The organism is Gluconobacter sp. (assembly GCF_047722525.1).
Classification (GTDB): domain Bacteria; phylum Pseudomonadota; class Alphaproteobacteria; order Acetobacterales; family Acetobacteraceae; genus Gluconobacter.
The window spans coordinates 1-22,291 of the sequence record NZ_JBDNYY010000021.1 but is presented as its reverse complement, the minus strand read 5'-3'; the positions used below and the strand labels follow the sequence as shown (position 1 = coordinate 22,291).

22 protein-coding genes and 1 tRNA gene are annotated in these 22,291 nt (G+C 55.2%); 13 read left to right on the top strand and 10 right to left on the bottom strand.

All coding sequences use genetic code 11. The features are described from left to right. Window positions 1-169: 169 nt before the first annotated feature. Together ABF859_RS13220 and ABF859_RS13215 are read right to left on the bottom strand one after the other, a co-directional pair. The gene (locus ABF859_RS13220) at window positions 170-604 is read right to left on the bottom strand and encodes a hypothetical protein (RefSeq protein ID WP_415528172.1); all 435 of its coding nucleotides are present in this window, start codon (window positions 602-604) and stop codon (window positions 170-172) included. A 77-nt stretch (window positions 605-681) separates the two neighbouring features. Continuing rightward, on the bottom strand, window positions 682-960 hold the full coding sequence (locus ABF859_RS13215) for a hypothetical protein (protein ID WP_415528171.1): 279 nt from the start codon (window positions 958-960) through the stop codon (window positions 682-684). Window positions 961-1,046: 86 nt separating this feature from the next. On the opposite strand from ABF859_RS13215, the gene ABF859_RS13210 reads away from it, so the two are divergent. Next, complete coding sequence (locus tag ABF859_RS13210; RefSeq protein WP_415528170.1) at window positions 1,047-2,207, top strand: ABC transporter ATP-binding protein; 1,161 nt, start codon at window positions 1,047-1,049, stop codon at window positions 2,205-2,207. A gap of 216 nt (window positions 2,208-2,423) precedes the next feature. On the opposite strand, the gene ABF859_RS13205 is transcribed toward ABF859_RS13210, so the two are convergent. Continuing rightward, the gene (locus ABF859_RS13205) at window positions 2,424-2,702 is read right to left on the bottom strand and encodes a hypothetical protein (protein WP_415528169.1); all 279 of its coding nucleotides are present in this window, start codon (window positions 2,700-2,702) and stop codon (window positions 2,424-2,426) included. Between ABF859_RS13205 and ABF859_RS13200 the strand changes: the two genes are divergently transcribed. From ABF859_RS13200 to ABF859_RS13175, 6 genes are all read left to right on the top strand, one after another. Then, window positions 2,613-3,440, top strand: a complete 828-nt coding sequence (locus ABF859_RS13200) for an extracellular solute-binding protein (protein ID WP_415528173.1) — start codon at window positions 2,613-2,615, stop codon at window positions 3,438-3,440. The genes ABF859_RS13205 and ABF859_RS13200 overlap by 90 nt on opposite strands. Continuing rightward, window positions 3,437-3,844 (top strand): hypothetical protein, encoded by a 408-nt coding sequence (locus ABF859_RS13195; protein WP_415528168.1) that lies wholly within the window; start codon window positions 3,437-3,439, stop codon window positions 3,842-3,844. Before ABF859_RS13200 ends, ABF859_RS13195 begins: the two co-directional genes overlap by 4 nt. Then, on the top strand, window positions 3,841-4,332 hold the full coding sequence (locus ABF859_RS13190; RefSeq protein ID WP_415528167.1) for a YcgN family cysteine cluster protein: 492 nt from the start codon (window positions 3,841-3,843) through the stop codon (window positions 4,330-4,332). Before ABF859_RS13195 ends, ABF859_RS13190 begins: the two co-directional genes overlap by 4 nt. A 5-nt stretch (window positions 4,333-4,337) precedes the next feature. Next, window positions 4,338-5,021: a M48 family metallopeptidase gene (locus ABF859_RS13185; protein WP_415528166.1), complete on the top strand. Its 684-nt coding sequence runs from the start codon at window positions 4,338-4,340 to the stop codon at window positions 5,019-5,021. A 7-nt stretch (window positions 5,022-5,028) separates the two neighbouring features. Then, a tRNA-Leu gene (locus ABF859_RS13180) sits at window positions 5,029-5,114 on the top strand. A 92-nt stretch (window positions 5,115-5,206) separates the two neighbouring features. Further along, window positions 5,207-6,847: a DUF6538 domain-containing protein gene (locus ABF859_RS13175; protein WP_415528165.1), complete on the top strand. Its 1,641-nt coding sequence runs from the start codon at window positions 5,207-5,209 to the stop codon at window positions 6,845-6,847. 426 nt (window positions 6,848-7,273) lie between these two features. On the opposite strand, the gene ABF859_RS13170 is transcribed toward ABF859_RS13175, so the two are convergent. Continuing rightward, window positions 7,274-8,344: a hypothetical protein gene (locus ABF859_RS13170; RefSeq protein ID WP_415528164.1), complete on the bottom strand. Its 1,071-nt coding sequence runs from the start codon at window positions 8,342-8,344 to the stop codon at window positions 7,274-7,276. A gap of 778 nt (window positions 8,345-9,122) precedes the next feature. On the opposite strand from ABF859_RS13170, the gene ABF859_RS13165 reads away from it, so the two are divergent. Beyond that, window positions 9,123-10,577, top strand: coding sequence for a hypothetical protein (locus tag ABF859_RS13165; protein ID WP_415528163.1), 1,455 nt, complete (start codon window positions 9,123-9,125; stop codon window positions 10,575-10,577). 275 nt (window positions 10,578-10,852) lie between these two features. Here ABF859_RS13165 and ABF859_RS13160 read toward each other — a convergent pair whose 3' ends face one another. Together ABF859_RS13160 and ABF859_RS13155 are read right to left on the bottom strand one after the other, a co-directional pair. Continuing rightward, window positions 10,853-12,595, bottom strand: a complete 1,743-nt coding sequence (locus tag ABF859_RS13160) for a retron Ec67 family RNA-directed DNA polymerase/endonuclease (protein WP_415528162.1) — start codon at window positions 12,593-12,595, stop codon at window positions 10,853-10,855. Between the two features lie 1,770 nt (window positions 12,596-14,365). Then, window positions 14,366-15,229 carry a LysR substrate-binding domain-containing protein gene (locus tag ABF859_RS13155; protein WP_415528161.1) on the bottom strand — a complete coding sequence of 288 codons (864 nt, stop codon included), beginning with the start codon at window positions 15,227-15,229 and terminating at the stop codon, window positions 14,366-14,368. Between the two features lie 48 nt (window positions 15,230-15,277). Between ABF859_RS13155 and pdxA the strand changes: the two genes are divergently transcribed. The 3 genes from pdxA to ABF859_RS13140 are packed head-to-tail and all read left to right on the top strand — an operon-like array spanning window position 15,278 to window position 17,364. After that, window positions 15,278-16,312, top strand: coding sequence for a 4-hydroxythreonine-4-phosphate dehydrogenase PdxA (gene pdxA / locus ABF859_RS13150; RefSeq protein WP_415528160.1), 1,035 nt, complete (start codon window positions 15,278-15,280; stop codon window positions 16,310-16,312). Further along, window positions 16,309-16,989: a 4-hydroxythreonine-4-phosphate dehydrogenase gene (locus tag ABF859_RS13145; protein ID WP_415528159.1), complete on the top strand. Its 681-nt coding sequence runs from the start codon at window positions 16,309-16,311 to the stop codon at window positions 16,987-16,989. The genes pdxA and ABF859_RS13145 overlap by 4 nt, the downstream gene beginning before the upstream one ends. A gap of 12 nt (window positions 16,990-17,001) precedes the next feature. After that, complete coding sequence (locus ABF859_RS13140; protein WP_415528158.1) at window positions 17,002-17,364, top strand: cupin domain-containing protein; 363 nt, start codon at window positions 17,002-17,004, stop codon at window positions 17,362-17,364. 170 nt (window positions 17,365-17,534) lie between these two features. On the opposite strand, the gene ABF859_RS13135 is transcribed toward ABF859_RS13140, so the two are convergent. Then, a complete protein-coding gene (locus tag ABF859_RS13135) occupies window positions 17,535-18,938 on the bottom strand; it encodes a PLP-dependent aminotransferase family protein (RefSeq protein ID WP_415528157.1) in 1,404 nt (467 codons plus the stop codon). A 138-nt stretch (window positions 18,939-19,076) separates the two neighbouring features. Here ABF859_RS13135 and ABF859_RS13130 point away from each other — a divergent pair, with 138 nt between their 5' ends. Together ABF859_RS13130 and ABF859_RS13125 are read left to right on the top strand one after the other, a co-directional pair. After that, the gene (locus ABF859_RS13130; RefSeq protein WP_415528156.1) at window positions 19,077-19,496 is read left to right on the top strand and encodes a UrcA family protein; all 420 of its coding nucleotides are present in this window, start codon (window positions 19,077-19,079) and stop codon (window positions 19,494-19,496) included. Between the two features lie 2 nt (window positions 19,497-19,498). After that, window positions 19,499-20,338, top strand: a complete 840-nt coding sequence (locus ABF859_RS13125; protein WP_415528155.1) for a PhzF family phenazine biosynthesis protein — start codon at window positions 19,499-19,501, stop codon at window positions 20,336-20,338. A gap of 75 nt (window positions 20,339-20,413) precedes the next feature. On the opposite strand, the gene mazF is transcribed toward ABF859_RS13125, so the two are convergent. The 3 genes from mazF to ABF859_RS13110 all read right to left on the bottom strand — a co-directional run bounded on the left by mazF (window position 20,414) and on the right by ABF859_RS13110 (window position 21,682). Further along, the gene (mazF, locus tag ABF859_RS13120) at window positions 20,414-20,743 is read right to left on the bottom strand and encodes an endoribonuclease MazF (protein ID WP_415528154.1); all 330 of its coding nucleotides are present in this window, start codon (window positions 20,741-20,743) and stop codon (window positions 20,414-20,416) included. Then, complete coding sequence (locus ABF859_RS13115) at window positions 20,744-20,986, bottom strand: AbrB/MazE/SpoVT family DNA-binding domain-containing protein (protein WP_415528153.1); 243 nt, start codon at window positions 20,984-20,986, stop codon at window positions 20,744-20,746. It abuts the gene before it with no gap. Between the two features lie 150 nt (window positions 20,987-21,136). After that, window positions 21,137-21,682 carry a hypothetical protein gene (locus ABF859_RS13110; protein ID WP_415528152.1) on the bottom strand — a complete coding sequence of 182 codons (546 nt, stop codon included), beginning with the start codon at window positions 21,680-21,682 and terminating at the stop codon, window positions 21,137-21,139. Between the last annotated feature and the right edge of the window lie 609 nt (window positions 21,683-22,291).

Here is a 22,291-nt window from a genome sequence, read left to right as displayed (position 1 = left end):
ACCAGACGGCAAACCGCCAGACTGTAAGACAATTCGTCCACAACGCTCCTCGCTCAACCTCACCGACTCCCCTTCAAGTAAAGGAGAGAGTCTGTAAGTTCGCGATGTGCTTACGCCATTACGCTGATGCTGACCATATGGCTTTGATAAATATCAGCCACAAAATGTCTTATTTCCGGAGACCGAGGAGATTCCTCACAATACCGAGGATCCGCTTGATCGTGAAACGCCCGGCTGGCCCGAAGACAAGCCCCGTCAGGGCAGTCATCGCCACTGCCTGCTTTAGCTCGATCAGCTTGCGGTCACGACGGATACGGGCCTCGATCTCTACAGGATCAGGGATGGAACGGGCAGCAAGGAGCCCGAAAATCACGACAAACAGAAGATCCACGCCAATGACGCAGAGCGCAGACTTCACATAGCTCAGCCCGGCGACATTGATGAAAAACGCCCATAGAAATCCATGGAAGGACAGCGCGGTGAACAGCAGGAAAACTGCTGCAATAATACCATAAGCCACCCTGCGGCCGATTCGCATTGCAGAGCGGGAAAGGATCTGTCCCTGGGCGGAAAGGACATCCTGTCCGAGTTCAATGGGTTTCATGGAAAATCGTTTGCCTCTTCTTCAGGACGGGACCGGACGAGTTGCCGCCCGCCTCCCGCCTGGAAAGAACCGGGCTATTACTTGGAGAAACGTCCGGCAAAGAAACCGACAACGGCCGAAATCAGGACGGCTGCAATCGGACGCGCCCGCACACGCGTCGAAACATTTTCAATTTCATGATCCGTGATTTTGCGGGCATTTGCAACGGCATGGTCCGTGCGGTCCGCGGCATCCAGCAGCGCCGGGTTGATTCGGGTGTTCAGCAGTTCCTGCAACTGGTCCCGCAGGCTGTCGATCTGAGCCTGTGTGGTCTCGGTTGCACCTTCAATGTTGTCCTTGACGCTTTTGCGGCTCATGTTCAAACCCTCTCCATAATATCTGGTCAGTTCTGTTCTGACCCGATTTTGTTTCGCCTATAACGATCCATTCTCCCAGAGGTTGCATGTCAGGCCTGTCCGGCGTTTCCCGCATGGCTCCCAAGAAGAGGAGCCCTCGCCCCTCACGGCCAGCGCCCGTGCTGGAAATCAGTGGTCTGCGCACGGCCATCAATGCGCCGCCAATGGACCTGTCGCTTCAGCCGGGAACGACCCTGACACTTTTCGGGAACCAGTCCGCGGCCCTTTCGCGCCTTCTTGATGTTCTGGCAGGCTTCCTGCCCCATCTGGGCGGCACCATCATGGTCGGCGGCGAGAACGTGACCACCCGCGCACCCGCAGATCGCCGGATACGGATCGTCAGCCCGCGCGACCCGCTTTTTCCGCATCTTGACCTCTGTAACAACATCGCCTTCAGTCTGCGGGCAAACGGGCAGAGCAGGACAGACGCCCGCGCTGCCGCAGGGCGGATGATCTCGCTGATGGGGCTGGATGGCATCGCAAGTCTGCGGCCAGCGGAGCTTTCCGCAGAACAGTCCCTGCGTGTCCGGCTGGCCCGTGCCTTTGTCACGTCTCCTGATCTCCTTCTGCTGGACGATCCGCTTCACACACTGGATCCACAGGCCGCGCGCCGCATCTCGATCCTGCTGGGCACGCTGTCCCGCGCCCTGAGCCTCAGCGTGATCCATGCCGTGTCACGCCGGGAGGATGCCCTGCGCTCCGGCGGTGAAATCGCCATCTTTCACGATAGTATGTTGTTGCAATGTGCGGACGCCGCACGCCTCTATGACCGCCCCGCCTGCGTCGAGGTCGCGACCCTGTTTGGCGAAACCAACACCCTGACCGGTCAGGTTCTGGACATCGGCGATGACGTGGCCCGTATTCATCTGGCCTGTGGCGGCATCGTAGACGCGATGGCTTCCGAAGAGCTGACCGAAGGACAGGAATGTCTGGTCTGTGTGCGTCCCGACCGGATTTCTCCCTTTTTCGGCGCCCAGGGACTGGGTCTGGACGAAGACGGCGACAGTCCCGTCCGTGGCATCCTGACCGACAGCACCCATCTGGGCGACCATATCCGCATGCGGATCCGCTGCGCCGAAGGCACGGAAATCGAACTGAGGCGGCCGCCTCTTCAGGCCCAGAAGATTCCCGCCTCCGGCACTGCCGTGCAACTCGCCTGGCCCGCCGCCCATGCGACAGCCTTTCCGCCCGGCCCCGGGATGTATTAAACTGCGCCCGTCCTGCCCGGACGCCTCTGAGCCACTTCCCTTCAGACAAACCCTGTCCCTGAGGATCCTTTCGTTCTGACCCGGTCCGCCTTCCCCCTGCGACATATCCTCCGGATACATGGTCGGGCCTCCCGCAAGAGCGGCCTGCGCTACGCCTGTTTCTGCGCGCTGCTCCTCTACTCCCAGCTCCCTGCAGCCCAGGCCGCGTCCACGCATTCAGGACATGGAACCAATGACATCGGTACGTTTTTCACGTCCGTTGGCCACGGCATCACGTCCGTCTTTCTTCCCGGATCGGCCTCCGCACATGGCCATGGACGAACCCGCCATCGTCGCAGAACCATCCATCACCGCCCTGCCGCTCCCACCGCCCCCGAGCCCGGCTTTGGCGTTCCCGAAGGCACGATCGCAGCCCGTGCGCTCACATCCGGCGATAACAGCCTGCATCTGGTAGAATGGGACGGGCAGACAGCAACCCTGCAGACTGCCGTTCATGCGGCAAAACCCGTATGGCTGGCCGTGCTCGTCCCCGGCACACAACTGGCGCAGGCCTGCGCCAGTGGGTGGGTCCATCCGATAGATGACAGTCCAACCTGCGGTATTCCGGGCGGCGTCAGCGACCTTGCCCTGACCTGGGACCGCTCACGCCTGGCGACAACCCCGAGCTGGCAGGATTTCTGGGATGTCGCCCGCCATCCCGGACGTCGCGGACTACATTTCGGAGCAAGAACGACGCTGGAAATCGCCCTTCTTGCTGACGGGGTCGCCCCACAGGATATCTATTCCACCCTTGCAACACAGTCCGGTGCAGAACGGGCGTTTCGCAAACTGAACCTGCTCCGCCCCTATATCGTATGGTGGAATACGCCTGCCGACGCCGCCCGCATCATGGAACAGAGCAGTGCGCTCATGCTGAGCGCTCCCAGTGCGGAAGTGACCAGCGTCAGTTCCCGCGTGCAGGGCGGGGCAGCGTCCTCGCTTTTCGTTGCAGGTACCCGGGATATCCTGCGAACTCCTCTTTTCTGGGCCATCCCGATCAATGTTCCCACGGATAGCGCACACCGGACGCTCGCCCTGCTCAGGATGCATGCTCCCCATCTGGAAGACATGCCCAGTCCGCCCCCTCCGGGAAACACACCCACTTTCCTGAATGTCAGTGATACGTTCTGGTCCCGGCATGGTGCTGCCCTCGAACAGCAGTTCGAAGCCCGCTTCGGGCCTCAGACGCCATGATGGCCCTTGCCCTCCGGATCAATCTGCCAGCCATCCTGACAGGTCTCCTCGGTGCCTGTGCCGTGATCGCGCTCTTCATGCGCGTTCTACCCGCTCCCGTCGTGCGCCGTCTCGGACTGCTCCTGCTCCTGCCCGGACCGGGAGTGGCTCTCGCTCTGGCCAGCATTCATTCCGGTCTGGGCTGGCTGGAAGGGATACTCATCGCACCGGCTGTCGTCTTTCCAACCGGTGCCACCCTCCTGACCCTGCCTCCGGGGACTACCCGCGCCGCAGTCGGACTGGGCGCGGATCTGCCGACCCGCCTGCGCCTGATCTGGTTTCCACTCCTTCTGCCCTCCGCCTGTCTTTCTCTTCTTCTGGCGATCGCCTTCTGCGTCGCCTGCGCCCTGCTGGATCATCCATGAGCACCCCAACCGCCCCCTTCTGGCAAACCGTTCCTCTGGACCAGATGTCTTCCGAACAGTGGGAGTCCCTCTGCGACGGCTGCGGACGCTGCTGCCTCAACAAACTGCGTGACGAAGACACGGATGAGGTCGTCTACACGAACGTCGCCTGCCGCCTGCTGGATACCCACACCTGCCGCTGCACGGATTACGCTGACCGCCACCGCAAGATCCCGGACTGCGTGACCCTCACGCCGGAACTTCTGGCCGAAATCGACTGGCTGCCACCCAGCTGCTCCTATCGGCTGCTGCGTGATGGATTTGATCTTCCGGACTGGCACCCCCTCCGAACGGGCAATGAGAAGGGCGTGCACAGCTCACGCGCCTCGGTGCAGGACCGCTGCATCAGCGAGCGTCGCGCCGGGCCGCTCGAAGACCATCTTGAAGACTGGCCTGGAGAATGGCCGGACCGCTCCCCCCTCTGTCACGCCCTGAAGCGCAAGGGCTGAGACCCATGCTTCCCCCGACCGTTCCACTCATCTGGAAACGTTCGACGCGGGCCAAACGCATCACGTTGCGAATCGAGCCTGTCCGGGGGGAAGTCATCATCACGGTTCCGGAGCGCATCAGCCGGGACAGGGCACTGGCGTTTGTTCACCAGCAGACAGAGTGGATCACCACTGCTCTTGCCGCCCTGCCGGAAAAGCAGGAACTCGCAGACGGCTCACAGGTCATGATCGAAGGGCGGAACATCCCCATTCTGCATGAACCAACGGCCCGGCGCGGATGCTGGCTGGATGCGGACGGACTGCATGTCAGCGGAGACGCCTCCCACACGGAACGCCGCGTCCGCGATTTCCTCCAGGGCATGGCAAAAGAACGTCTGACACAGACACTTCAGAGCCATGCGACGAGAATGAACCTGTACCCTGCCCGGCTCGACCTGCGCGATGTCCGGACCCGCTGGGGAAGTTGCACCCGTCAGGGCCGCATCATGCTCAGCTGGCGCCTGCTCATGGCCCCAATAGAGATCCGGGATTATGTGGTCATCCACGAACTGGCACATCTGAAACACTTCAATCACGGCCCTGATTTCTGGGCGCTGGTCGACAGTTTTATTCCTAAAGGCCACTCAGGACGTCTTGCAGCAGAGCGCTGGTTGAGAGAAAACGGTACCGCTCTCCTGCGCGCAGCATGAGGGCTGTGCGAGCTTGGCGGAATGGTAGACGCACGAGACTTAAAATCTTGAGTCCGAAAGGGCGTGCGGGTTCGAGTCCCGCAGCTCGCACCATTAAGCCATTGAAAACATAGAGAAAAAACGCCATTCGACGTTGAAATGGGCGTTTCTCCCACAGTCTTTCCCAGAATGGGAAAGGTCAGCACATGCTCCGACTCGTAGGCTCGAAATACTATTTCCGACGCGCCGTACCGTTGGACCTGCGCCCCCTGCTGGGACGAGGCGAAGTCTCGCACTCCCTGAAAACCTCGAATAAGCTGGAAGCACGGCAGAAAGCTGCTCTGTTCTATGCCCGGACCGGGCAGTGTTTTCAGGAGATACGGCGCATGACATCAGGGGTTCCCGCAAAAACACTCAACGCCATGGACCTCGTCAGCTTCTACGAGCAGTTCGTAAAAGACCTCCAAAACCACCACGCCGATCACATTGAAACCCTGACCATGCGCCATAAAGTGGAGACAACCGAAATGCTCTTCAGGGAAGTGGATTCTATCAAGTCCACGAAGCGCTTCCTTGATGTGATCGGTCGGTATCTCAAGGAAACAGAAGACTACCTTCAAGGACTGTATCAGCAGGATGCCCTGAATCAGGCCGTCTCCCGGACACGGGAGACCATGCTGAGGGAAGAAATCACAGGACTGCGGAAGATGGTGGTCGAGATCAAGGGAACTCTGCCACAGGAACGTCTTCCTGAGCCTCAGGCCGATGACGCAAAGACGCGTCTTCCAACGCCGACAGTGTCGCCGCCCAAAAGACAGCGCATCGCCTCGTCCCAGACCATCAGCGCCATGGCCCAGCGCTTCATCCTTAACGACGCCAGTAAAAGCGCTGACACTCTTAAAGGCACGAGAACGACCGTTGACCTGTTCATTGAAGCGTTTGGTGATCTCCCGGTCACGCAGATCACCGGAACAACGGCGGGCGACTTCAAGGACCTGCTGCTGGGTCTGCCAGCCACGCACGGGAAAGCCAAGAAATGTCTGCCGATCCGGGACGCGGTCAAGGTTGCAAAGGAACAGGGTCTCAAAACGCTGAGTGGCAAGACAGCGAAGAACCATTTTTCCCGACTGTCAGCGCTCTGGTCCATTCTCGTTCAACGCGAGATCGTGGCCAAAAATCCATGGATGAAATGGTCGTTCAACACAACGAAGGAAACGGACCGCCGCTGCTGGACTAACGAGGAACTGGCGCTTCTGGCGGGAGCGCACTGGGAGCATCGTGGCATTTCACGGCGCACCTATGCGGGCATGGTCAATATTGCCCTTTATACTGGCCTACGCCTGGGAGAAATCTGTAACCTGCGCTGTCAGGACATCGAGAACGTGCAGGGCGTGGCCTGCTTCCAGATCCGGCCTCATCTGGAAGAGGACTGGTCTCCAAAATCAGCGGCGGGAACACGGTTGGTTCCGATCCACTCCCAACTGATCAGGGCAGGCATCCTGAAGTTTCTAAAGCCGGACCAGCATTTCCTGTTTCCCGATCTGGCCACGTCCACAAGCGGAGTCCGTGGCACGGCATTCGGTCAGGGGTTTTCAAAACTGAAAACGAAACTCGGGCTTCCGGCTGAGATCACGTTTCACAGTTTCCGCCACACAGTGTCCACGAAGCTCTGCAATCAAGACGCCAGTTTCCGGGAGCTCTGGATCGACCGGGTCCTGGGGCACGAAGCCTCTCACCGCAGCCAGGGCACTATGAACTACACCAGTTCCATCGATGTCCGGAACCTCCAGAGCGTCATCGAAGCATTGGAATTCCCAAGTTTCACAATGGATATCCCAGACACCTGAAGGCAGCAATTCGGGGGGATGCGGAAGGTCCGTTCTTGGTAATGAACACAGGGACGCGGACATTCGCGAAATTACATCGTTTAGGTGGCTTTTCTAATACGCTGAAAAGCATCCAATCGGGTTACGATATCGCCAGAACGTCTTCCGGACGATCTGAATCGTCTAGGATTCCCGCTGAGGGCGTGATCTGATGCAAAACAGGAGCCCCCAAATAATTCAAATAAAATAGAAATTTTTCCAGAAAATAAATTGAATTTTATGGCATAAATTTACAAAATATGCTTTTCTAAAAGTATATGGAAAATACGTAATCCAAAATAAAAGCGATTTGCATCTGCCTGCTTCATTTCACAAAGCAGGCAGATATTTAGCAAAAACCAGAAGAGCCACGTTCTATAATTTTTATAATTACGAATAAATTCTTGTTTATGGGCTAGGGCTCGAAGATCCGCCTCCGCCAGGTGCCTTAGGTTCGTCAGGTGCTGGCGACGATGGACTCAATGCTAATTCGTATTCATAAAAGGGGAAATCAACTTGCACCTCGATAAGACGCAAATAACCTCGTTTTTGAAAACTTTCAGCAGTAATTTTTCTCTTTTCCGTTCCATTTGTTCCTAGATGAGCAATTATTTTCTCTAAAGTATCTTTGTCTCTTTTTAAAATTTTATTGCGTTCTTCTATTTGTTTTTGTCCATCAGGGCTTTTTTTAAATTCTAAAGGGTGCGTAAATGAGATATTTTTGCTATTGGCGCTATCAAAATAGTGCATTAGTATAAAATAAACCCATGAAGAGACAAAATCATTGTTAGCGAAAATTCCGCTAACTTTTTTATGCCACTTTTCTGTTATCCACATTCCTAAACGTTCGCATTCATTGAACAAAGGCTCACTTAGGTCGTTTTTTAATTTCCTATAAACATGAGATTTTTCGTTCAAACCTATAGCGCCATATGGACAAAAGTAGTGGTAATAAATTGCTGAATCTCCAATTATCTCCTTTAGCATATTAATTCTTTCTACTTGTCCACTAGTTTCTACAAAAGACGCCTTATCACTCCATTTGAGGTTATCTCGCTCGCTTTCTTCGCCGGGAATTCTGGCAACTTTTGTTTGAAATAAATAATATATTTCCCAACTATTATGCTCTGCCATTGTGACATCTGAACTTGTGTCGACAAATTTTAGCGCCAGAGCATAATCTGCTTGATTTACCGCCCCTTCAAAGGTTTTGCTGAAATCTTCAGTTTCCATACAAAACTTGACTTTACCCTGTAATCCGATCTCCGAAATTATTTCTTGAAGGTATTCCTCAAAGTCTTTCGCAGTAATTTCAAGTCCTCGTGGACCTTTCCCTTTGCCATTTAGGCTCCGCAAAAGATCTGAAACGCATTCCTCTTCTCCTATACGTCCCTTTTCATCAAAAATTTTTTCAGAAATATAGTCATCGATTCCGATTAGAAATTTCTTCATTATTTCTTTGCATTGAATGGGAAGCAAGTGACCATCCTTTCATATTAGATCTCCTTTTAATGATACAAGGTAAATAAAAATTTGAAACCTTTTCCCTGCATCTAGAGCCGCGCCCGATCTGACTGAATCGCGATGGGTAGCATCTCCGATCATCAACATCTGAAATCTCGGCACTCTTTGGCATTCAAAGAGTGCAAGTAGATCGACCGTTTGCGTAGTCGAAAAAGTGATGGCATCCAGAAAATATGACCGTCCGCATTTGGTCATCAAAGGCTGATCGCTGAATGGCCGACAAGAGGCGACTACAGCCTGTCTGCCTTGTTTCTGCTGAGCCGACAGGCTGTTTAGGGGGGGGAAGCCGAAAGGCGGCTTTCGGAGAGCAGCCTTCGAAAGCTGGCCATCAACTGGACGGTGGCTATGGCAAACTCGGGGTCGGGAGCAGAATGTCGGCTCCTTGGCGGTGGACGCAAGTAAGCAGACACTCACCGTAGTCACGCGTGCTACGTCGCATTCCGGGGCCAGAAGCGGTCTGTGATTAAGCGTTGAAGTTTGGCTCCTTTCGGCGCGGAACGATGCCTCTGGTCTGGGCAGGTTAACATGCTGCTTAATTCGCGACTTTTTAGGCGTGACTGGGGTCAACCGGTCAAGGTGAGATTGCTGGTCAGGGCAGTACACTGACTACCACGCAGCCGTAGCAAGTTTTACCCTCAAAGGTCACATTTTCGAGGATGACCGCAACCGCCAATCTTGAATGGGTAATCTGCCTACAATACATTCGGAGCCATCAACGAGACGGCGGGTTTGCATGCCTAAGAAGATTTTGACTGTCGGTTTTTATCTGGCAGACGACGACATAGAGTTTGCTGCTTTCACGGAAAAGAAATCGCTTCTGGATTGGGACATCGTGCTATTCCGGCCAGACGTGTCAGATTTCATCATGCACCAGTACGATAGCGGCGAGTACATGGGGAAGTTGGCCCTCAACGATCGCAAGTCGTTCGAGATGCGCGAGGCGAACGCACATTGGCGGCGGGAGATCGCCCAAGCGGTCGAAGCCGGAAAACTGGTGGTAGGATTCCTCCCGCCCCCTGTGGAGGTCTTCGCTGCAACCGGCACGAAATCTACGTCCGGTACCGGCCGCAATCAGAAGGTTACTCGACACGTCGAGCCGGTCACGAGCTATGATTGCTTGCCTGTTACGCCACGCTGGACGGCAACGCAGGGCACCGCGATGACGCTGGCCGCTGGCGCGCGCAACTTGCTGGCTCCTTACTGGAAGCTGTTTGGGCAATCCTCCCATTACAACGTGGTTTGGGACAGCAACGCCAAAGGCGTGTGTGTTCAGACTGAACACGGACAGAAGCCTGTCGGCCTGTTCCTTAAGGGCAAGGTTTCCGCTGGCGCGCTTCTGCTCCTTCCGGACATGGATTTTATCGCCAAGGAGTTTTTCGCTGAGGATGAAGAGGAAGGTGAAGTTTGGTCACCGGCAGGAGAACAATTCAGCGCGTCCCTGATTGGGGAAATTGTCGCGCTATCGAAGGCAATTGCCAGCGACGGTGAGAAAACGCCGCAGCCTGAATGGGCGTCGGCTGACGAATTCGCGCTCGCCCCGGAGATCGAGCTTCGCCAGCAGTTGCTCCAGGCAGAGACAGAACTGGAGAAAGCCCAGCGCGCCAAGGAAGAGCTATCCCGCCAGTTGGAGGATGCCGGGCAGCTACGCGCGCTGCTCTTCGAGAAGGGCAAGCCGTTGGAAGCCGCGATCATCACCGCGTTGACGGTGCTCGGCTTCAAAGCAGAACCATATGAGGACGGGAAATCGGAATTCGACGCGGTCTTTGAGAGCGCGGAAGGCCGCCTTCTTGGTGAAGCTGAAGGCAAAGACAACAAAGCAGTAAACATCGAGAAGCTGCGTCAGTTGTCGACTAACCTGCACGAAGACTTGCAGCGCGAAGAAGTCCATCAGCCGGCCAAAGGCATTCTGTTCGGAAACGGCTATCGCCTGACGAAGCCGGGTGAGCGCGAGACTCAATTCACCGACAAGTGCATCACCTCGGCCGCATCTATGTCATACGGATTAGTGTCGACCGACCGACTGTACGCCGCCGCACAGTATCTTTCCGGCACTTCAGACGACGAATTTGCTCGCCGCTGCCGTATGGCCATGATCGAAATGTCAGGCATCGTAAGATTTCCGGATGTTCCGGTCACCGCGGGGGAGGCTGCAAGTGGTGTTCAGGTAGCTGAGTCTATCCTCGATTAGGTATTCGGACCATTCAAAGCTCTTTCTGCCAACCATGTTCCTGGTTGGTAGAAAGAGCGGAAGCACAGAAGGCACGTCCGCTTTGTGGAAAAGCCGCAGGAGCGCCGAACGACCGAAATAAAAGCGCTTAGCTGCCATCATCTGTGTCGGTTCGAATGTCCGCTTTTGGTGAAGCTGCAACACCATCGTTTCGGCCGTCATGAGGGCGCATCCCGCCTGTCTGCTTCATATTCCTTGCGCGGATAGGCAGTGCAGAGAAAAACCGGCCTGGCCGCTCAAGGTGGCGGTGGGTTTGCTGTGTAGTCATCAAGAACCGATACAATGCGATCAAGCAACCCGGAAAATTTTGAAAAGTCGATAATATCCTTCTTCGGTCGTACAACTTTCTCAGCAAATCTCTGCTTCCCATATTTTCCAGGTTCGCCATGCTTTTTATTGACGTCAAATTTCTTACCGTCGATTTCCGTTTTCAAGAGCGTTGGATCGAATAGATCTTCGATACAACTCTTACCCGTTGGGCCAGTCTCCGGGGTTTTGATGAGATACAAATTGGGGCCGAGCCGATAGAAGGCCTCGGTGGACGTGAGTGAAATCCCTTTAGCGCCAAGTCCCCGAGCAGCCCCGAAAATCTCCTTGGCACCGTCATCATTATCAATCAGTACGATCACCGGGTTGGGCAAGGGCCGATGACGGTAATGCTTTAGTAGTTCATGATACTTTCTTATGAAGTGAAATAGATCTCCAGATCCGCTGCCGAGCTGAAGCACGTCATGCACTGTACTCGAAAAATTCATGAATTTGAGTGCAGACTTGAATTTACCTTTGTCCATGCGGCCGAGCTGCGGATGATAGGCGATGAGCTTTTCTATCGCTGCCTGGAGATAGATCGAGTCAGTCTTACCCTCGGGGATGACAAGAGGCTTGGGCGCAACAATAAAGTTTCGATAGAATAGAAACCGGTGGTAGAGCTTACGTGTCGCGGTGGCCGTCGCCTCTTTCTTCTTTTCAGCAGAAGGTCGTTGGTCGACCTGATCGCGCACATGATAGATGTGGCCGAGCATCCCTTGCAGCGGCGCGAGCGACGTTGCTGGTTCCTGCACATTGGGATCACCTGGTCTGCCGCCCGCTAAAGTGGCAGGGACCACACGATAGTAGCTGCCGTTGTTGAATAGAGACCAACACATCGCCCTAACAGTGCGATAGTATTCCGGAAGGATATTTGGCTTTTCGTTGACTAGAAGGCCGGTCGTTACCTGACGCGATCCACGGTATTGCATCCGGGTCTTGGCCGGATTGATTGCGAAGCCGGCTCTGGCGATCTCCTTGATCAGCGCCGCGCCTAGCGTCCATTCATGCTCCGTTCCCGCAACCGGAGCGGCCATATCGGCAGAGAACAACTTAGCGTTCGTGGAGAAAGTGATGTCATCAGCATAGCGGGAATATGTGCATTTCTGTGCCTTGGCGAGGCGGACCAGCCGAATGTCGAGTAGATGGCCGATGACATTTGAGATGACTGGAGAACATGGGCTGCCCTGCGGCAGCACGTTGTTATGGCAGGCAATCTGCGCGATCAGGGTCGCGATTTTTGGGTCGAGCGCGAAGCGCTTGTCCTTGATAAACATACCACGCACCCGGCCGAAATTAATTGACGGGAAGAAATCCTTGAGGTCGAGGTTGAGCACATAGCGTCGCCGCCTATGGGCGTTTGCGTTGGTGACGATCGAAAGATGTTTGGCAAAACCATGCGAGAGGTGTCGGCGAGGCGCACCCGCTTTGTCGATATCCGCCAGCGCCAGATAGAGGACATTGGCGAGACGGCGCTGGAGCAACTTCAATTTTGGCGTCGGCGCCAGAATGTCGCGCGGAGTGCCGTCGCGTTTTGGAATAGTGAAGGTGGTATATTTCCGCGCGGCGGGTAGATGATAAAGGAGATAAGCAAGTGCTGCTGGCTTATACCCTAGGATTGCGGCCAGATCGTCAAGCGATTTGGCCGATTGCAGTTTTGCCAGGCTCGACACTCTTCCTCCTTAAATTGGCGGCTTACAGGCACTCCTATGCGACCGATCGATCGTCCGCTCAGCTTTGCAGCTGTAATAAGGGTAGTTGGAAGCATCACTGCCCAACATCGATGTCTTATATCGCGATACGCGATAACAACTCTGCCTGTAAGCCTAGAGACATCCTCGGCGATACCGTCAAGATTTTCAAGGTGCGCCAGCGCCGCTGTGTGAGTAAAGTCCCGGCTCCAGGCCCGACGAGCCGCGAATACGGGTAATCTGCCTGTCTCCCTTGGAGAGGCCTCGTTCCATAGCCTCTCATCGTCGGTGGAATTCATCTCAAGGGAATAAATTGCACCGAGAACAACGGACACCAACTCTCCGCCAATCTGTTCACATGTCCGCTTTCAGGAAGCGCAAGTCACTTCGCCTGCGTCCGAAATGAGGCGGAAGCGGACCTGCTGCTTACGCCTCATGGCGGACATAGGACGCTATCCCCCGCATTCCGAAAGCGGACATAGCTCTCGCTACTTATTCCCAAGTCATCCTCCGCTTCACACTACATATCTTGCCGTAGGGCTTCATCGCATCCACCGTTTGGGCATGTTCGTAAATTCCAACCTTCAGGCCAATAGCTGGTCGGAAATATTTTGAGGCGCTTAAGTAATATAATGGAAGAATTTACTAATCTTTTTTCGAGTGTTTCGTTTTCATTTGATGAAATGGCTTCATTGAGAAGCTTTATGATAGCAACCGTACTTGAGGAAGATAGTGCCATTGAGATGGAGGCTATGGGATATATTTCGATAGAAGAGATACTATCGACATCAAATAAGATATACTCAACAATAAGAAGAGATATTCCCAGTTACCGTAACATATTCAACGAAGACGACTACCACCGAATCAGAAGCTGTATATTTTTTGGACAAATAACCCAGGGTATTTATGACAGATTTAAGGGAAATATTGACTATGGAACGTGTGATTTCCAGTTGACCCTAAACAGAATAAGTAAAATATTTGGTATATTATTTTAAGGTTAGATCACGGCGACAAAAGACATTATCCAGAGCCTTGTGACGGCGATATTGGTCAAACTAATGAATAACAGGGCAGTTTTGTCGTAGACAGTGGCAATTCGGTATATCTGCTTGAGCCGATTCAACATGCGCTCGATGCGGTTGTGATCCCCGTAGCACCGCTAGTCCGCTTTATGCGAAGCGCTACAGCCTTTTCGTGAAGGAATGAGCGGCAGTATCCCTTGGATCAGCAGATTCTGGCGGAAATTGCCACTGTTGCTGTCATAGCCTCGGTCAGCCAGCATGGATTTGAGATCCGAGATGCATTTCCCCGGTTGTCCAATGTGGGGACCAGTTCATTGGGGGAAGATGCCGACATGTGTGGTGACACGCTGGACGAGGCAATTCAGGACGGACCAAGAGGGCGTAGCCTACAGTTTAAACTTGAGACGATCCATGAGCTATAACGCCTTTTGAATTTTTCTGACAAAGAGATTGATTGGATCACGCAGACATGGGTTCTGCTTTCAATTGATCCGATAGCGGATGTCGAGAAGCCACCAAATTGGGGCCGATATCGACTTATAGAGCTTTCTGGGAGGCGGTTCTGCGCGCCTTCGAGACCGACTCAGAAGTGCAAAAGCACGTGCATGTTTGACGTTGGCCGCCATTATGAATGGCGACTATCAAGCCCCTGAATTCCTGAACCGGACGGACTGCTCTCCCCCCATTGCAACATTATGACTACGGTAAGCCCACTCCATTAGGGTTATGGAACCTGTTTGATGATCCATTTTTCCAGGATACTGACGCTGTCTGTTATTTCCATGCCGCCTGGCCAGATCAGCCCGTAAGATGTTCCATCCGCATCGAACCCGGCCGGTGCCACAAGCCGGCCGGTCGCAATATCGTCCATAGCGATGATACGGGGCGACAGAGCAACCCCCAAACCATTGGCGGCGGCTTCCAGCATCATGAAATGATGGTCGTACAGACGGACGTCGCGCGGTGTGGGCATGTCGGTCCGGGACGCCAGCCAGTTTTTCCATGCCTCGGGCCGGGTGCGCGACCCGAGTGCCAGATACCCCCCGTCTGCGAACCTCTGTGCCATGTCAGGACGCATGACCGGCCCAACCGCCTCCTGCGCGATTGTGGTGACAGCCCACTTGGGAGCAAGCGGGAAATCAAGGCGTCGGATTGCCAGCGTAATGCGGTCACGTGCGAAATCTAGCGCGCCGCCACCGGTCGAAAGATGCACATCGATCCCCGGATGACGGTCTTGGAAGTCGGACAGGCGCGGGATCAGCCAGCGCATTGCCAGTGACCGCTCGCATGACAGCACAATCGGCTGGGCATCAGATAACGACCGGATCTCGGTTAGCGCCGCCGCGATCCCTTTTAGTGCATCGGTTGCCGCTTCAGCCAGACGCGCGCCGTCACGGGTCGGCCGCACCCCGCGCCCATCCGGCTCCAGAAGCTGGAGTTTCAGATCGTCAGCCAGCTTGGACACTCGACGGCTGACGGCCCCATGAGTCAGAGCTAGCTCTGTGGCTGCCGCCCGTACCGAACCCAGGCGCACAACCGCTGCGAAAGCACGCAGATCGTCCAGAGAGGGAATGTCAGAACGCTTCATTGGTCAGTTTTTATCACCGGAACAGGTCAGTTCATATCGGTTTTCCTCATGAACGGTTTCGTTATTCTCACTGGAATGATGGAAAAAGCCTTTCACACAATTTTGCCAATGGCGGTCACGATGGGAGATCCCGCCGGTATCGGCCCTGAGATCATAGTGCGAATGTTCCTGCGACGACCGCAGCAACGGTGCTGGATCGTCGTGGGCGATCCGCTGGTGATGCACCAGGCGTTGACAGCACTCAACTCATCGGCGTCGGTGCGCCAGATCGCGACACCAGCCGAAGCCCGGTTCGAGGACGGAGTGCTGAATGTGCTGGTCTCGTCGGAATGCGCAGAACCACCGCCTGTGGGTCAGGTCAGCGCCGAGAGTGGCCGCGCCGTTTACACAGCAATCATGACCGCAATTCGTTTGGCGAAGGCGGGAACAATCCGGGGTGTCGTTACTGCGCCGATTCACAAGGAAGCACTCGCCGCTGCCGGACTGCACTATCCCGGCCATACGGAAATTCTCGCCGAGCAGGCTGGTGGCGTGGATGTCGCCATGATGCTGGCCAACGAAGATATCCGCGTCGTACTGGTGACGACCCACTGTTCTCTCAGGGACGCGATCCAGCGCGCTGATTTTCCTGCCCAGATAGCAGCAATCCGGCTGGCTTACACAGGGGCACGTGCACTGGGTATCGATCGCCCGCGCATCGCTGTAGCAGCCCTCAACCCTCATGCGGGAGAGGGTGGCCTATTTGGTGACGAAGAGGGCCGTATCATCGGTCCGGCCGTCGCCCAGGCACGTCGTGAAGGCATTGACGCATCAGGCCCATGGCCCGGTGACACGGTGTTCATGCAAGCGCGCGAGGGACGGTTCGATGTCGTCGTCACGCAGTATCATGACCAGGGACTGATTCCCGTCAAATACATGGGGCTGGCGCAAGGTGTGAACATTACCCTCGGCCTGCCCTTCACGCGTACAAGCCCCGATCACGGCACGGCGTTCGATATTGCAGGACGGGGCATCGCCGATCCGTCCAGTCTGGAAACGGCATTCGATTACGCTCTTCGCCTCACCAATGGAGCCTCAGTATGACCCCGCCCAAGTTCATCTTCATGCTGACCCGCCATGACCATACGGTGGAGAACGCAGTCGATCTGGTTGATGCTGCTCGTGAGGCAGGCGTCCGGCATATCGGGTTCAAAGATATTGGTCTGCCGTTTACGGCGCTTCAGACGCTGGCCAGCATTATCCGTGGGGCCGGAGCAAAAACTTATCTGGAAGTTGTCTCACTCGATCGCGACAGTGAACTTCGCTCAATACAGGCCGGGATAGCCCTCGGTGTCGATTATCTGCTGGGTGGCACGCATGTCGATGACGCGCTGAGACTGCTTAAAGACACAAAAATCCGCTATTATCCCTTTCCCGGCCGGATCAGTGGGCATCCGAGTATGCTCGAAGGATCCGAGACAGAAATCATACACAGTGCGGTCGATCTCGCCTCGAGGCCCGGTGTTCACGGACTGGATTTGCTTGCCTATCGGTTCGAGGGAAACGTGCCGGATTTGATCCGGAAAGTATGCGCCGCTGTACCGAATAAGCCTGTCATCGTAGCGGGTTCGCTCGATCGGGCGGAGCGTATTCGCGCCATTGCCTCTGCAGGGGCTGCGGGTTTTACGGTCGGCACAGCTCTGCTCGACGGCACTTTTCCTGCATCACCCGCTCTGGCGCAACAGATCGGCTACGTCCAGACTATCATTCGACAACTCTGACGGAGGAAACCAATGGAAAAAATAAACCTGACTCAGGCTTTCAAGGCATTTTCCGATTACTGGAGTCCCCGTGTGGCGGGTGACATCAACACATCCCAGATCAAACTGGCAAAATTCAAGGGAATGTTCGACTGGCACCATCACGAGCATGAGGACGAACTGTTCCTAGTTGTTTCTGGAACATTGCGCATGCATTTCCGGGATCGCGACATTGACATCGAGGCCGGTGAATTCATCATTGTTCCGCATGGTGTCGAGCATTGCCCTGAGGCTTTAGGCGACGAGTGCCATGTTGTTCTGCTGGAGCCGAATACGACCCTTAATACAGGCAATGTGACTACTGACCGGACCGTGCATACGCTGTCGCGGTTATAACCTGAAATCCTACTACTGAGCGTCTCAGGACTGCCTTAGAAAACTGAAGATTATCTATGCGAGAAGTGAGCCAAACATATGTCGGGTTCTACCCTCGGACAACCCAAAAGCAGACCTGCCACTGTCCCATCCCTAACCGCCTGCCCTACATCATCAAAGGGTACGCCGGGTCAGATGATTCCGTCCCGGTCGGCACTTCCGTGCCCGGTGATAACCTCCCTGATAATTGCGAGAGCGCGCTCCAGTTCCTGCCTGCTTTCCGGGGCACCGAGACAGAGACGCAGGCCGGTGTCAGCCTGCGCGGAGACCGCAGACGCATCGGGGGGCGTGATTTCCACACCGGCGCGAAGCAGCCGCGCCGTTACGCGTTCGGCATCGAGCGCCGACATGGGCATCCAGGCATGAGGCGACTGTGAGGCACCTGCCCGCGCGACGAGATCACCCAATACGGAACGCGACTGATTCCACCGGGCTGCTGCTTCTACCTGAACAGCCTGTGCGATGGCATCAATCCGGCCATCTTCGACCCACTGGCTGAACACCAGTGCTCCCAGCGCGGGCGGGCAGTACCCCAGGGCCCGGATGCCCCGCATAATCCTTTCCCGTGGCAGATCCGGCGGAAGTGCCAGAAAGGCCAGACGGAAGCCCGGACAGATCCCTTTGGAGAGGCTGGCAAGATACAGTGTCCGCTCGGGTGCGTACGACACGATCTGACGCGGGCGCTGGGAGTACGCGTAATAGGCATCGTCCTCCAAAATCAGAAAATCACGTGCTCTCGCGACAGCCGCGATCTCCTGCCGACGCTGTTCGGACATTGTTCGCGTCGTCGGATTGTGAAGCGTCGGCTGCGTGAAGAGCAGACGACTGCCGGTTTCTGCTGCTGCCCGGTCAACAGCCTCAGGCAGCAACCCTTCGTCATCCATCGGCAGGCCCCTCAACTTCAGACCCAGATGGTCCGCCGCCATGCGTGCACCGTAAAACGTCGAGGACTCACACAGAACGGTATCGCCTGAAGCGCAGAGCGATGAGAAAACCAGTGCAATCGCGTGCTGGCCACCGTTGCACTGGATCAGATTTCCGGCGTCAAAATCCAGCCCATAATGCCGTGCGATCCATTGCGCCCCGGCTTCCCGGACATGTGCCAAACCCGCACCCTGAACGTAATGGACGGCAGGATCGAGTGCTCCACGCGCCATGAGTGCAGCCAAAGCGGCATTCAGATCCGCCATCAGAGAAACAGGTGGTGGCGTATTGCACCGCAGGTCGATCGGCCCCTTTCCGCTTTGTCGTGCGGCAGAACCGCGCTCGATCGTGGGAACATCCGGAACGGCTGGTAATGCACCCCGTACGAACGATCCACGCCCGACATGAGCGGATAGGAGCCCCCGCCGTTCTGCTTCCGCATAGGCCCGCGTCACGCTTCCTACGCTCACACCCAGCCGGAACGCCAGATCACGTTGGGGTGGCAGCTTTGTGCCGGGAACGAGCTGTCCCGTCTTGATGTCCTGCGCCATGGCCAGAACAAGCCGCTCGTACAGTGGCATGGGGCCGGATTGAAGGTCGGGTTGCCACATATCCGGCTCCGTCGGTGTCATTGGAATAGGACAATATAGTGATTGAACTCTTTGGTGGAGTTGTCAATCTGGAACAATCGAATCGATTCGTCTCTATTGTACTATAACAATAAGGCTTTCCCTATGTCGCAATCAGTCATGAACATCGCCCGCCTGCGACCTGAAGCCAGCATCTCCATACAGATCCCGGAAATGGTGAAAGCGCTGGCAGTGCTCTGCGCCATCTTCGCAGGGCTGTTGCTTCTCATGGCCATTCATGGACCTGCCTCGGCGCAGGAGGCCGAAGACAGTCCTGATCCGGTGTATGTTTCCTATGTTCGTCAGGATCTGAGCGATCCCGTCAAGATACGACGCCTGCTGATCAGGATCGATAGAGCTGCCCTGAAAGCCTGCGGGGCCATGGATGGTCTTTCCATTCCGACGCAGGAACTGATCATACGATCAGACTGCCATCATGAAACCTTTAACCGGACGGTGGCGGCTTTCCACAGCCCGACATTGACACATCTGGCCGACGCAATCGATCCGTGGATCGGCCCGACAACGCAGGAACCCTGACAATGGACCTTACTTTCCGACAGGTGGACGTTTTTGCTACCGAGCCCTTTCATGGCAATCCGCTCGCCGTAATTATTGGGGCCGATGGATTGTCCGATGTCCAGATGGCGCAGATCGCGAACTGGACCAATCTCAGCGAGACGACATTTCTTCTCAGGCCGACGCACCCGGATGCCGATTATCGTGTGCGGATCTTTACGCCACAGACTGAACTGCCTTTTGCCGGGCATCCAACACTCGGAAGCGCTTTTGTCTGGACGTCTCTGGGAAATACGTCGAAATCCGATGTGATCATACAGGAATGCGGTGCGGGCCTTGTTCCGGTGCGCAGACAGGCCGACCGATTGGCCTTTGCCGCGCCGCCAAGGCGTCGGATAGGTCCTGTCGGGGCGGATGATCTGACACATGCGCTCACGGCTTTACGTCTGAAACCTGACGATATTCTCAGTGCGCAATGGGCGGATAATGGCCCCGGCTGGATGGTCCTGCAACTGCCTAGCCGGAGGGACGTGTTGGCTATTCAGCCGGACTGGCAGACGCTGCAGGGGCAGCGCGTGGGTGTTGTCGGTGCGTGGGACCCCGCTCGTGACGGTACGGATGCTCAGTTTGAGGTGCGAGCCTTTGTCGGAGACGGACAGGGATGGGAAGATCCGGTGACCGGGAGTCTCAATGCCGGGATCGCTCAATGGCTGATCGAAAGCGGAATCGCACCGGCACAGTATGTGGTCAGTCAGGGCGCCGCATTACGAAGAGCTGGGCAGTTCTTTGTGGAGAAAGTTAGTGACGATATCTGGATCGGCGGAAATGTCGTCACCCGCATTTCCGGAATGATCACCGTATAAGCATTCGGAGCGCACAGGGTGGCCTGCCTCCTGTGACAGGGAAAGCGAAAACGGAGTATTTCGCTTTTCCTAGTCTTATCCGATTAGTAGCCGAGCTCGCTCGCGTACCGCTTCAAGTTCGGCTTCAGAAACCCGGCCTTTATGCTTTGCCCGTCTGGCACGCCAGTCAAGACTGCGAACCTGATCGGAGAGAACGACGCTTGCTGGTTCTCCTGTCAGGGGCACTTCAAAAGGATACCCTTTGACTTTTGTTGTTGTCGGGCAACAGACGATCATCCCGGATTTTGTGTTATAGCTAGCCGGAGACAGTACGACAGCCGGGCGATGTCCGGCTTGTTCACGTCCTGCCTGAGGATCAAACTCCAGCCAGACAATGTCTCCGCAGTCTGGCACCCACGCCGACACTTACCAGATCTCTCCACCGACTTCAGATCCAAAACTCACTTCACCATGGCGGTTGTCATCCGTGATCGCAGCGGTCAGGGCTTCCAGAGAAAGGGCAGCAGGTCGAACCGGCTGAATGACGATGCGTCCATCTTCTTCCCGGACATCAACGGCTTGGTTAACATGCAGGTGAGCCGCTTCAAGAATATTGGCCGGCAAACGAATCGCGGCGCTGTTCCCCCATTTACGAACGGTTCCAAGCATTGAATCTCTCCATAATGTATCTACATGGTAGATACATTATCAGCAATCTCCGCCGCAAGCCGAAAATGGACAAATGTCCGCTTTTAACGGATCGGACCTACGAAGCGGACAGTCTGAAATTGGGGGGAAGCAGACTGTCCGGTTTGCGACTCAATGACTTGAAAGAAGATGTTTTTGTGGATCTGGGGACGGTTTATGACCCCACTGGGTTATGGCGGCATGATACTCGCGAGACGCATGCAATCTCGGCAGATAGGTGATCGGTCGGCGGCTCGACATGGGAAAAGTCATACTGTTGAAGCTTCCTCTCATTGAGCAGTAGTAGGCCTTACAGGTCTCGTCGTCATCAAGTCGTAGCCTGCCACCTAGCTTACGGATCGCGAGCACGCATGATTTTGACGGCGTTCTCTGCAGGGCTGGCTTGTAGACGAGCGACGCGCCATCCCATTGAGCGATACCCGAGATATCGCATTTATGGCCGTTAAAGAACCACAGTGAAATCCGGATATAAGCGTCATGAGGCGAAAGAGGAACGATCTCGGCTACGTCATCACTGTAAGTTTGGTCTCCATAGATATCGCTATTTTTAAAATGCACATTATAGCGCCCCCCGATCATCGCTATATCGTCGGCGCGTGCCGCACCGGCGACGGTGCCCAGAAACGCCAAAATATAAAGGAGATGCCTTGTGTGCATGACAATCTATCCTCGACGTTTCACCCTGCAGATCCAGTGTTCAACTTAAAAAACAGTCAATACGGTATGATGATCCCGAAAACGACCTTTCCCTCTATGCGCGCGTTGATAGATACAAGGAAATATTAAAATTATATGAGGACGCGTATCTGTAACAGTGCCCAAAACCGATAAAATTTCTGGTCGCCGTACAGCAAATCGCTGAGTTTTTATGTCCGATTTCGGAATGACGTGCCGGTCGTTGAAATGACCAGAAAGACGGCGACTGCTGCCTAGCTGCTCTTGTATCGCTAAGCAGACAGGCAGATGGAGGGCAGCCAGTCCGGTTGAGGGGCCGAGGGGTCTGACCGCTGTCTTAACTTTACTCAAGAGGATATTGAAACCTATACATTTGAGCTCGGTGTCAGAACCGAGACGACAGCGGACGCACAGTGGAAACAGATCTGCGAAGCCTATTGGGGAGCAGGTGCAAAAATGGCCAGCTATGAACGAAACGGCGACAAGCCACTCGACTTTGAAATCGATGCAATCTCGGATGCCGTTTCATGAGTGGGTCTCCCTATACTCCCGAACGCATCCGCAGCTTGCACCGGAAAAGCGCGACAATCA